Annotated in this window: 11 protein-coding genes; 8 read left to right on the top strand and 3 right to left on the bottom strand. The window is 44.7% G+C overall.

What is annotated here, in order from left to right; genetic code table 11:
• Window positions 1-25 precede the first annotated feature (25 nt).
• Both DPF91_RS11880 and DPF91_RS11875 read left to right on the top strand, forming a co-directional pair.
• Complete coding sequence (locus DPF91_RS11880) at window positions 26-748, top strand: copper homeostasis protein CutC (RefSeq protein ID WP_117234653.1); 723 nt, start codon at window positions 26-28, stop codon at window positions 746-748.
• Window positions 745-1,737: a LacI family DNA-binding transcriptional regulator gene (locus DPF91_RS11875; RefSeq protein ID WP_117234652.1), complete on the top strand. Its 993-nt coding sequence runs from the start codon at window positions 745-747 to the stop codon at window positions 1,735-1,737. Before DPF91_RS11880 ends, DPF91_RS11875 begins: the two co-directional genes overlap by 4 nt.
• Window positions 1,738-2,062: 325 nt before the next feature.
• Here DPF91_RS11875 and DPF91_RS11870 read toward each other — a convergent pair whose 3' ends face one another.
• Window positions 2,063-2,248 carry a hypothetical protein gene (locus DPF91_RS11870; protein WP_117234651.1) on the bottom strand — a complete coding sequence of 62 codons (186 nt, stop codon included), beginning with the start codon at window positions 2,246-2,248 and terminating at the stop codon, window positions 2,063-2,065.
• Between the two features lie 115 nt (window positions 2,249-2,363).
• Window positions 2,364-3,878: a fumarate hydratase gene (locus DPF91_RS11865; protein WP_117234650.1), complete on the bottom strand. Its 1,515-nt coding sequence runs from the start codon at window positions 3,876-3,878 to the stop codon at window positions 2,364-2,366.
• Between the two features lie 289 nt (window positions 3,879-4,167).
• On the opposite strand from DPF91_RS11865, the gene pabB reads away from it, so the two are divergent.
• The 5 genes from pabB (at window position 4,168) to DPF91_RS11840 (ending at window position 9,919) form a co-directional block, all read left to right on the top strand.
• Window positions 4,168-5,595: an aminodeoxychorismate synthase component I gene (pabB, locus tag DPF91_RS11860; protein WP_117234649.1), complete on the top strand. Its 1,428-nt coding sequence runs from the start codon at window positions 4,168-4,170 to the stop codon at window positions 5,593-5,595.
• A gap of 86 nt (window positions 5,596-5,681) precedes the next feature.
• Window positions 5,682-6,293, top strand: coding sequence for a CoA pyrophosphatase (locus tag DPF91_RS11855; protein ID WP_117234648.1), 612 nt, complete (start codon window positions 5,682-5,684; stop codon window positions 6,291-6,293).
• A 384-nt stretch (window positions 6,294-6,677) separates the two neighbouring features.
• Window positions 6,678-7,931, top strand: a complete 1,254-nt coding sequence (locus DPF91_RS11850; RefSeq protein ID WP_117234647.1) for an aromatic amino acid transport family protein — start codon at window positions 6,678-6,680, stop codon at window positions 7,929-7,931.
• Between the two features lie 86 nt (window positions 7,932-8,017).
• Complete coding sequence (locus tag DPF91_RS11845) at window positions 8,018-9,379, top strand: L-serine ammonia-lyase (protein ID WP_117234646.1); 1,362 nt, start codon at window positions 8,018-8,020, stop codon at window positions 9,377-9,379.
• A 75-nt stretch (window positions 9,380-9,454) separates the two neighbouring features.
• A complete protein-coding gene (locus DPF91_RS11840; protein ID WP_117234645.1) occupies window positions 9,455-9,919 on the top strand; it encodes a GNAT family N-acetyltransferase in 465 nt (154 codons plus the stop codon).
• Window positions 9,920-9,963: 44 nt separating this feature from the next.
• Here DPF91_RS11840 and queD read toward each other — a convergent pair whose 3' ends face one another.
• Entirely contained in the window at window positions 9,964-10,326 is a 363-nt protein-coding gene (gene queD / locus DPF91_RS11835; protein ID WP_117234644.1) for a 6-carboxytetrahydropterin synthase QueD, read from the bottom strand.
• A gap of 317 nt (window positions 10,327-10,643) precedes the next feature.
• Here queD and asnS point away from each other — a divergent pair, with 317 nt between their 5' ends.
• A complete protein-coding gene (gene asnS / locus DPF91_RS11830; protein ID WP_117234643.1) occupies window positions 10,644-12,044 on the top strand; it encodes an asparagine--tRNA ligase in 1,401 nt (466 codons plus the stop codon).
• Window positions 12,045-12,135 lie beyond the last annotated feature (91 nt).

The following is a 12,135-nucleotide window of genomic DNA, read 5'->3' as shown; positions in this document are numbered from 1 at the left end:
CAACCACCATTGACAAAAAATCGCTATGTTAATTGAAGTCTGCATCGACAATATTGAGTCCTTAAAGACCGCCATCAAAGCAGGAGCGGAACGCATTGAATTGTGCAGTGCACTCGCTTTAGGTGGACTTACGCCTTCACTCGGTCTGATCCGTGAGGCTGTCAAACGTTCCTCCGTTCCTGTCTATGTCATGATCCGTCCCCGCGAAGGTGATTTCGTATTTAATGACATCGAAGTTGAAATGATGAAGGACGAAATCACTACTTACAAGTCCATGGGGGTGGATGGGGTTGTTGTCGGTGCATTATATGCGGATGGCACGATTAACACTCACGCACTCTCTTTATGGACGAAAGCGGCAGATGGAATTGGAGTTACGTTTCATCGCGCATTTGACCTCGTTAAAGAGTCAAATCTGGCATTAGAAACACTTATCGAATATCAGGTTGAACGAGTTCTCACATCTGGGTTAAATGAGAGTGCCGAACTTGGAATTCCCGTGATAGAGCGTTTAGTCTCTCAAGCTGATGGACGCATTTCCATTATGGCCGGTGCAGGCGTCAATGCCCAAAATGCGCGTTTCATTGCTCAAACCGGGGTCCAAGAATTGCATTTATCAGGCAAAACACAACGACAAAGCCTTATGGCTTCGCAAACCGACGTTAGTATGGGTAGTGAAAGCTGTGAAAATACCATTACGGTAACGGACTACGATAAAGTCAACATGGTAGTAAGAGAGTTTAAATGACAGAGAAAACACTGCCCACCTTACAAGACGTCGCTGATAAAGCTGGAGTTTCAAAAGCCGTCGCCTCTAGAGCCTTTTCAAAAGAAAAGAAACCCATCTCGAAAGATAAAAAAGAGCGGGTGCTCAATGCCGCAGCCGAATTAGGTTATGTGATCAACCCGTTTGCACAGAGCCTGAATAGTAAAACGACAGGCTTGGTTGCTGTGATTGTAAATAGCATGGATGACATCAGTGACTTGGAGCTCTTTGACCAATTAATCCAAGGGCTGCAAACGATCGGTAAGCTACCCGTTTTCATTCGATTAAAAACCGAGAAAGACATCACTTCTATTACCAATAATGCGTTTGTTCACCGAGTCGATGCGGCCATCATTTTCTCGGACCTGATTCAACCACAAGATATGCCGGATTTGTTTCTAACCAACAAAGTCATCAATCTCAATGGCCAAAACTGGTCGAACACATGGTCAGTGATGCTGGATGAGGAAGGCGCCATACAATCTGCGGTTCAATACGCATCGAAATCAGGAAGCACTCATGCGTACTTATTAGCTGGAAGACAAAGCTCTGCTGTTGAGCATAAGCGTATCGAGTTCTACCAAAAACATTTACAAGAGCAAGGTGTGGAAATAAGGGCAATCAATTTCTGTGACTACAAATACAGTGAAGCAAAGCAAACTCTAGCCAAGCTAGGCAACGACAAATTCACTCGGGAGAGCGCCATACTTTGCACATCAGATGCAATGGCAATGGCTGCGATTGATTACTTCATTGAGAACCAAACCGACATTCCAACAATCATCGGTTTTGATAATACCTTTTTCTCCCATTTTGGTACTTACCAGTTCCCCAGCATTGGCTACAGCAAAGTGGAGTTGATTAATACGGTTCTCGAGTTAATTGAACTGGAAAACAGCTCCGATAACTTAGCTGGCGAAAGACACATCAATAATGTTTTTAACCTCTTTGAGCCAGAAGAGACTTCTTAAGTTACCGCGTGATTCAACATCCTTTATGCGATTTGAGGACTGCTTGATACTGTGTCAGCTTACTTAGCGGTCATGATAAAAGACAAATACAAGAATCGACACGACAGCAATGGCTATGCCCGCAAGCGGGACAAAATAATAGGATTTTCCAGCACTTCTATTGATACTCCCTCCTATTGGGATACGCGCACTCTAGATCGCACCAGCCTTGTTCAACGCAACGCGTTCCCTTAAACAACTCATCAAATATAACCTATTAAAAACCCCTGACTACTCTCATGTTTGTCAGGGGTTTATCTAAACAGATTTTAAAATTGAAGAAGCTTTAATCGTCTTCAATGAGTTTGTAGATAACAAACAATGCAATCTCGATCAGCAAGAACAACACACACGTGATGGTCACGTATTTGTTATCGAAAATACTGATCCCATGCAGGATTAAGTCATAACCTACAAAGGCACCAATGACCACAGCAATAATAATCTGAAGAATTTGAATAAATTTTGGCATCGTCACCCCTGACAATTAAGTATTTGTTTTTCTATTGAAATATTATCTTAGACCAATTTCAACTAGAAATTGAGTCAAGGTGAAACTTAGCCATACTAAGCTTCACCTTTTCTTATTAAAGTTCCGCCTCCGCGATCTTAACTTTCCATGTATCAGGGCCAATTTGGTGTGCATTCGCGCCATCAGAGTCAACCGCTACGGTCACCGGCATATCTTCAACGTCAAACTCGTAGATTGCTTCCATACCGAGATCTTCGAATGCCACAACACGTGCTTTCTTTATCGCTTTAGCAACCAAGTAAGCCGCGCCGCCAACAGCCATCAGATACACAGCTTTGTGCTTCTTGATCGATTCAACGGTTGCCGGACCACGCTCTGCTTTACCAATCATACCCATGATGCCCGTTTCCTCGAGCATCATATCGGTAAACTTATCCATACGAGTCGAGGTTGTTGGGCCTGCTGGGCCAACGACTTCATCACCAACTGCATCAACAGGGCCTACGTAGTAGATAAACTTACCTTTCAGGTCGACGCCTTCTGGCAAGCCTTCACCGCTTTCTAGCATGCCTTGAATACGTTTATGAGCCGCATCACGACCTGTTAAGATCTTGCCAGAAAGTAGAACTGTCTCGCCTGTTTTCCATTCTTGTACATCTTCTTTCGTCACTGTATCAAGGTTGACACGACGGGTATTCTCGCCAGCTTCCCAAGTGATTTCTGGCCAATCTTCCAGTTTAGGTGGTGTCAGCTCGGCTGGACCTGAGCCATCAAGCGTGAAGTGAACATGTCGTGTCGCGGCGCAGTTTGGAATCAAGCAAACTGGCTTAGACGCTGCATGCGTTGGCGCTGTTTTGATTTTCACATCGACAACAGTAGTCAAGCCACCTAGACCTTGAGCACCAATACCCAATTTGTTTACACGGTTAAAGATATCCAAACGCAGCTCTTCTTCCGCATTTTGTGGGCCACGGTCGATAAGCTCTTGGATATCGATGTGCTCCATCAGAGATTCTTTTGCTAGTACCGCGGCTTTTTCAGCTGTGCCACCAATACCAATACCTAGCATTCCCGGTGGACACCAACCAGCGCCCATCGTCGGTAGTGTCTTCTCTACCCATTCTGCAATATCGTCAGATGGATTGAGCATCACCATCTTGGTTTTGTTCTCTGAGCCGCCGCCCTTAGCCGCAATTTGAACTTCAACTTTATCGCCTGGCACCATATTGATGTGCACAACGGCAGGAGTATTGTCTTTAGTATTAATGCGCTTGCCTGCTGGGTCCATCAGAACCGAAGCACGCAATGGGTTATCTGGGTTGGTGTAGGCTTGACGAACACCTTCGTCTACCATCTCTTGGACTGTTTGATCGGTTTCCCACTGAACGTTCATACCGATGTTCACAAAGCAAGTCACGATGCCGGTATCCTGACAGATAGGACGGTGGCCTTCTGCAGACATGCGTGAGTTAATCAGAATTTGAGCGATAGCATCTTTCGCTGCTTGGCTCTCTTCACGGTTGTATGCTTCTTCTAGCGCTTTAACGAAATCCAAAGGATGGTAATAAGAGATATATTGAAGAGCATCAGCTACACTGCTGATTAGATCCTGTTTACGAATGACTGTCATCGCTTGCCTCATTAGTCCGTGTGCATGGCTGGGTCGGTGCATACCGATTATACTCTTCATACTTGAAGTCGCAGCTTTGCTAACTGCGTCAATGCAGCCTAGTCACATAGAGCATCTATGCTCATAGGGCTGAATTGTCTTGCTGCCGCGCCGCAACTCCAATTATTTTGGGTATAGGCTATCGATTACACATGTTGATTTTTCTGCAACCCATTAATTTATTTATGATACTCTTGCTCGCCATCACGCGCTATGCAGCGAATCATTTCTTTGTCACAAATTTAAACAAATGAATAACAAACAACCGACTGCCCTCTCATACATTCCACTTAACTATGAGCCAACGTTAGCTTATTCGTTATTTGAACCTATTGAAGCACTACCTTGGGCAATGCTTCTTTGCTCGTCTTCGAATGAGCATGTTGACAGTCGCTTCGATATCCTCGTTGCGAACCCTTTAGCCACTGTGACAACGAAAGGTACCGATACCACTACCTCTGTATATCGTTTCGAACAAGACTCACCTTTCGAAAGAACGTTAGAAGAAAAAGTCACTCACCAAGGTGACCCGTTTACCACGATAGAAAGCGTGATGGATGAACAATTAGCCGAAATTGATACTTCAAAGTATGTGCTCCCACAAGATTGCCCATTTGTCGGGGGGATCTTGGGTTACTTTTCTTACGATTTGGGACGTCATGTAGAAACGCTACCGAATCTGGCAAAGCATGATATTGATAATCAAGATATGGCTGTTGGCCTCTATGAGACGGCTGTGATTATTGACCATCAAGATAAAGCGGCTTATTGCATTGGTCTTTATCCTAAAGAGTTCATGCTGTGGTTACATAACCAGAAAAAGAAACCTCAACTTAATTTCGGATTGACCTCTGATTGGACATCAAACATGTCAAAGCAAGAGTATTCCCAACGCTTTGATCAGGTTCAAGAGTACTTATTAAGTGGAGACTGTTATCAAATTAATCTCGCGCAACGCTTTAACGTGTCATATCAAGGCAGTGAGTGGGATGCTTTCAATCGCCTGAATGAACAAAACAAAGCGCCTTTCTCTGCTTTTATTCGCACAGAAGAAAGCAGCATAATAAGTATTTCACCAGAGCGCTTCTTACTACTCGATAAGCACGAGATCGAAACCAAGCCCATCAAAGGCACGAGACCACGCTTCTCTGATCCTGCGCTAGATGAAAACAGTGCGAACGAATTAAAAGCCGCTGAAAAAGATCAGGCTGAAAACTTGATGATTGTCGATCTGTTGAGAAACGATATCGGTCGGGTTGCTAAGCCTGGTACGGTTCATGTACCAAAGCTATTTGACATAGAGAGCTTTCCTGCCGTTCACCACCTTGTGAGCACAATCCGAGCAAAGCTTGATGATGAATACAATGCCACCGATCTTTTGAGAGCATGCTTCCCTGGAGGATCCATTACTGGCGCCCCTAAAGTGCGAGCAATGCAGATCATCGAAGAGCTTGAACCCCATCGTCGCAGCACCTATTGCGGAAGCATAGGATACATCAGTCGTTGTGGGCGCATGGACACCAGCATTACCATTCGAACGCTAGTGGCACACAATAACCAGTTGTTCGCTTGGGCTGGCGGTGGCGTCGTCGCAGATAGCCAGTGTGATGCAGAGTATCAAGAAACATTTGATAAGCTCTCACGAATTCTGCCTATACTAGAAAAGAAAGAGAGCTAGAGAGCTAGAGAGCTAGAGAGCTAGAGAGCTAGAGAGCTAGAGAGCTAGAGAGCTAGAGAGCTAATAGATTTTAAAAGAGGGGTAAAATGAACAAACAACAATTTCTCCATCGTTTCAATTTATCCCTTCCTCATGCTTATCACCAAGAAAGCCTAAACCGCCTCAAGAAAACGCCAACCGACGCTATGCGCCAAGCTGCGGTCTTAATCGCGCTGGTTGAACGTCCTAATGGCTTACAAGTTATCTTTACTAAGCGAGCTAGCCACCTTCGCCATCATCCTGGTCAAATCAGCTTCCCAGGTGGAAAGTTTGAGCAAACCGACGGGTCATTAGCATACACCGCCATACGCGAAGCAGAGGAAGAAGTCGGTATCCCCTCCTCGATGATCGAAGTCGTTGGTCAATTACCAACATTACCTACTATCAGCCAGTTCCTGGTCACGCCAATCATTGCTTTTGTAAACCCTGATTATCAACCCGTCATTGATGCCAACGAAGTCGAGTTACTTTTCGAAGCGCCTGCTGAGTTTGTGTTTAACAAGCAAAACCTGTTTAGCCAACAGTTCGAAATAAACGAACATATTCACCGCATCTTCGCTATTCCGTACCAAGAACATTTTATTTGGGGAGTCACCGGACAAATAATCGAAGCATTTCAAAAACAACTCACTCCAGTGCATTGCCCTTTATCAGATTAACGGCCACAAACTTCCCAGATCTAGTCTTATCCCTTAACTTGTTTCAAGTTTAATTCACACCTTATTGTTAATACTTAGTTAATCCCCCAACCGCGTTTTCTATCATTTTTACCCACTTTAGATAAATCTTTGCTCAAGCCATCAAAACCACACCTTTCGACGCAAACGATTAAATAACACCTCACCCTATTAGGATAAATAAATCTAATCCGAAACATTATAATTCATCGTGTGTGGCACATGTTTTTCGTGATCAAATCTAGGTTTATCAACGGTTATAATTACCACCAAAGTAATATATGACTTGGATCGTATTTTTCTTCTGAATTCTTTTGCAAAATCCACGTCGACTTATTTCCTGTTCCCAAAATATGAGTTAACAAAATGAATACAACAACAAGCGCGGCTCAGTCCGCACAATCCTCTAGTAAGTTCACTTATAAAGACTTTACTTGGTGTCTGTCTCTGTTCGGTACCGCTGTAGGTGCTGGTGTATTATTCTTACCAATCAAAGCTGGTGCGGGTGGTTTTTGGCCATTAGTAATCCTAGCGCTAATTGCTGCACCTATGACTTGGTTTGCACACAAATCTCTAGCACGTTTTGTTCTGTCTGCAAAAAATCCTGAAGCTGATATTACAGACACAGTAGAAGAACACTTTGGTAAAACCGGCGCAAACATCATCACTTTTGCATACTTCTTCGCTATCTACCCAATCGTTCTTATCTACGGTGTAGGCATCACAAACACGGTTGATTCTTTCCTAGTCAACCAAGTAGGTATGGAATCTATTCCTCGCTGGCTACTATCTGGCGCGTTGATCGCTGCTATGACTGCTGGTGTTGTGTTTGGTAAAGAGCTGATGCTTAAAGCGACATCTGCTTTAGTTTACCCACTGGTGGCTATCCTGCTTGCACTGTCTTTCTACTTAATTCCAGATTGGAACAGCTCAATGATGTCTGTTGCACCAGACTGGTCTTCTATGCCTTCAATTGTTTGGCTAGCAATTCCAATCATCGTGTTCTCTTTCAACCACAGCCCAGTAATCTCACAGTTTGCTAAAGAGCAGCGTCTGCAACACGGTGAGAACGCCGTTAAAAAAACGGACGCAATCACTGGCGGTGCAGCGATGATGCTAATGGGCTTTGTCATGTTCTTCGTATTCTCTGTTGTACTATCTCTATCTCCAGAGCAACTCGCACAAGCAAAAGCTGAGAACATCTCTGTTCTTTCTTACCTAGCAAACGTACATGAATCTCCACTGATCTCTTACATGGGTCCACTGGTAGCATTCGCAGCAATCACGTCTAGCTACTTTGGTCACTTCCTAGGTGCTCATGAAGGTCTAGTTGGTCTAATCAAATCTCGCTCTGAAACACCAGTTAGCAAGATTGAAAAAGGTTCACTACTGTTCATCGTTATCACTACCTGGATCGTGGCGATTGTTAACCCAAGCATCCTAGGCATGATCGAGACAATGGGCGCGCCAATGATTGCAGCAATCCTGTTCCTAATGCCTGTCATCGCGATGCACAAGGTACCTGCAATGGCGAAGTACAAAACATCTGCGCCAGTACAGATCTTCACTGCAATATGTGGTGTCGCAGCTATCACTTCAGTAGTGTACGGCGCGCTGTAATCTCGACGCTCCAAACGATATAAAAATAATAAGCCCCCAAAGCCTCCCCACTCTTCGAGGGAGGCTTCTTTTCTGAGGTAATCAACATGATTAGTGTTTTTGATATCTACAAAGTAGGTGTTGGCCCATCGAGCTCTCACACCGTTGGCCCAATGAAGGCCGGCAAAGAGTTCATTGATGATCTACGCGCAATGGGTAAACTGCGTGATATCACCAAGATCACTGTAGATGTATATGGATCGCTATCACTGACCGGGAAAGGTCACCATACAGATATCGCCATTATTATGGGATTAGCAGGCAATAGCCCTGAGCGCGTTGATATTGATTCAATCCCAGGCTTTATCGCTCGAGTTGAAGAGACTGAACGTTTACCAGTAGGCATGCATTGCCATACCGTCTCTTTCCCTCGTGAAGGGGGTATGAACTTCCATTCATCAAACCTAGCGCTTCATGAGAATGGCATGCAGATCCATGCATGGATCGATGACGAAAAAGCGTACTCAAAAACCTACTACTCTATTGGTGGTGGTTTTATTGTTGATGAGGAAAACTTCGGCAAAGAAGATGAGAACCCAGTTAAGGTTCCTTACGATTTCAACAGTGCAGCAGAGCTTGTTGAACAATGTAAAGAGCATGGCTTATCAATCAGTACCTTGGTTATGGCAAACGAGCTAGCTGTTGGTGCAGAAGACGAAATCAAAACTAACTACGCTAACATCTGGAAAACCATGCGTGAGTGCATGGAGCGTGGCATGAACAAAGAAGGTCTGCTTCCAGGTCCTCTGCGTGTACCTCGCCGTGCAGCAGCTCTCCGCCAACAACTACTCGCATCCGAGTCAACCAGTAACGATCCTATGGCAGTGGTCGATTGGGTTAACATGTTCGCATTTGCCGTCAACGAAGAAAACGCTGCAGGTGGCCGTGTGGTTACTGCACCAACTAACGGCGCATGTGGAATCATCCCTGCAGTACTCGCTTACTACGATAAGTTTATCCAGACAGTCACTGAAAAAGATTACATTCGTTACTTTGCAGCTTCTGGTGCTATCGGGGGCCTATACAAGCAAAACGCATCTATTTCTGGTGCTGAAGTAGGTTGTCAGGGGGAAGTTGGTGTTGCTTGCTCAATGGCTGCAGCGGGCTTGGCAGAGCTTCTTGGCGGTAGCCCTGAACAAGTTTGCATGGCTGCAGAGATTGCGATGGAGCACAACCTCGGTTTGACGTGTGACCCAGTAGCTGGACAGGTGCAAGTTCCTTGTATTGAACGCAATGGTATTGCAGCGGTAAAAGCAATAAACTCGACTCGCATGGCACTGCGCCGCTCTTCAGCACCAACGGTCTCTTTAGATAAAGTTATTGAAACCATGCTTGAAACCGGCAAGGACATGAACGCTAAATACCGAGAAACCTCTCAAGGCGGCCTAGCGATAAAAGTAGTCTGTTAATTCAGCACATCATACGTATAATAGAAAGCGGCTATTCTGCCGCTTTTTTTATGCGTTCCGGTTGAGGGAAGATTCATGATTATTCGACCAGTTAAATTGAAAGACTTTGCTGCTTTGATGAATTTAGAGCCGCTTCCCAACCAAAAGCATTTTGCCTCCAATTTTGAGTCGACTTACCCAAATAGAAAACCTCATGAAGATTACTTTTGTATCGAGGTTGATAAAGTGCTTGTCGGCTTTTTCTATTTTGACCGTGCTTACTCTCACACCCACACCTTTGCTAACCCTAAAGATTTGGGCGTCAGAAACTTACTCATTGGCAAAGGTCATCAAAGAAAGGGATATGGCAGAAAAGCGTTAGAGCGAATGGCTATGATTGCTCAGGGGCGCTACCCGGAATACCGCACACTCTGCTTGACGGTAAACAAGAAAAATGTAGCGGGCTACAACTTATATGTTACGTCTGGGTTTGAGGATACTAACAAGCTGTATTCGGGTGGAGATTACGGTTTGCAACACGTATTAAGAAGGGCGCTGTAGTGTATTCCACTCATGTGAGTGAAGCTACAACACCCCCTAGCCTGTTACTCGCCTTTATAAATACATCCTGCTGTACAGGTTTCTTTAATCTCTACCTTGCTCAATAAAGGTAGAGAAGGTTTTAGCTCATTCCAAATCCATTTTGCCAGCACTTCACTAGTCGGGTTTTCCAACCCTTCGATGTCATTTAAGTAATAGTGATCAAGGCGATTATAAATAGGCTTGAACGCCGCTTTTATCTCAGAAAAGTCGATCACCCAACCTGTATGTGGATCAACTTCTCCTTCAACATAAAGACGAACTAAAAAAGAGTGCCCGTGCAGACGACCACACTTGTGCCCTTCTGGCACATTTGGCAAATGGTGCGCCGCTTCAAACATAAACTCTTTGTACAACTCAGTTTTCATAATGGTTTCCTGAAACATTTTTATCTTATGTGCGGAGACGCTATTTCTACGTAGTCATCGCTCGCTATCTCCGCGCGGGTATTATTAGCTAAAACCCGCCGATATCCTACCGAAACACAATCATCGAATGTCAGGTGGTCGAAAAAGCACCCAGTTAGATCAATTATTCAACTCAACTCAAGAATAAAGGTTGAAGCGATTCATTTGACAGGTAATATGTTCGTTTAAATCCAAATTTTTGTGCACGTTGGGTTTAGGGATCGTCCTTTTGATCGCTAGATAACGTGTTTTGTACCTCAATGGAGAATGTAATCAACATGACTTACGCGCCTGTAAAAGACGTATTGAAAGGTCAGCTAGCGGTAGACAGTGAAGTAACTGTACGCGGCTGGATCCGTTCACGTCGTGATTCCAAAGCTGGAATCTCTTTCCTTGCCATTTATGACGGCTCTTGTTTCGACCCGATTCAGGCCGTGGTCCCTAATAATCTTAATAATTACGAAGACGAAGTACTAAAGCTAACCACTGGCTGCTCTGTCGAAGTAACAGGTAAGATTGTTGAGTCTCCTGCGAAAGGTCAAGACTTCGAGCTTGCTGCGACTGACGTTAAAGTTGTAGGTTGGGTTGAAGATGCAGAAACTTACCCAATGGCAAAAACTCGCCACTCTATCGAATACTTACGTGAAGTAGCACACCTACGTCCACGTACTAACGTAATCGGTGCAGTAGCGCGTGTTCGTAACTGTCTGTCTCAAGCGATTCACCGCTTCTACCACGCGCAAGGTTTCTTCTGGGTATCTGCTCCACTGATCACGGCTTCTGATGCAGAAGGTGCTGGTGAAATGTTCCGCGTTTCTACGCTAGACATGGAAAACCTACCTCGCACAGACAAAGGCGATGTTGATTACAACGAAGATTTCTTCGGTAAAGAGACATTCCTAACCGTATCTGGTCAGCTAAACGCAGAAGCTTACGCTTGTGCACTAAGCAAAGTTTACACGTTTGGTCCTACGTTCCGTGCTGAAAACTCAAACACTAGCCGCCACCTAGCGGAATTCTGGATGGTTGAGCCTGAAGTAGCATTCGCAGACCTAGACGACGTGGCTAAGCTATCAGAAGATATGCTTAAGTTCGTATTCAAAGCAGTACTTGACGAGTGTCGTGATGACCTTGAGTTCTTCGCTCAACGCATCGACAAACAAGCAATCACTCGCCTAGAGCAGTTTGTTTCTTCTGACTTCGCACAAGTTGACTACACGGACGCAATCCAGATCCTTCTAGATTCAGGTCGTGAGTTCGAATTCCCAGTTGAATGGGGTATCGATATGTCTTCTGAGCACGAGCGTTTTCTAGCGGAAGAGCACTTTAAAGCGCCAGTAATTGTTAAGAACTACCCGAAAGACATCAAAGCATTCTACATGCGTGCTAACGATGACGGTAAGACAGTAGCGGCAATGGACGTACTGGCACCTGGTATCGGTGAAATCATCGGTGGTTCTCAGCGTGAAGAACGTCTAGACATTCTAGACGAGCGTATGCGTGAAGTGGGTATCGATCCTGAGCACATGAGCTGGTACCGCGATCTACGTAAATACGGTACAGTGCCTCACGCTGGTTTCGGCCTAGGCTTTGAGCGTCTAGTGTCTTACGTAACAGGTATGGGTAACGTTCGTGACGTGATTCCATTCCCTCGTACACCACGCTCTGCTAACTTCTAATTACATGAATTAGTTGATAAAAACCTCCACCTTGTGGAGGTTTTTTTATGCCTGCTCATTACAAATCAAAATTATAGTGCTATTTTAGATT

Source organism: Vibrio maerlii (genome assembly GCF_003415655.1).
Lineage (GTDB): Bacteria > Pseudomonadota > Gammaproteobacteria > Enterobacterales > Vibrionaceae > Vibrio > Vibrio maerlii.
Note: the sequence above shows the minus strand (reverse complement) of the source record. Positions and strands in the feature narration are given on the sequence as shown.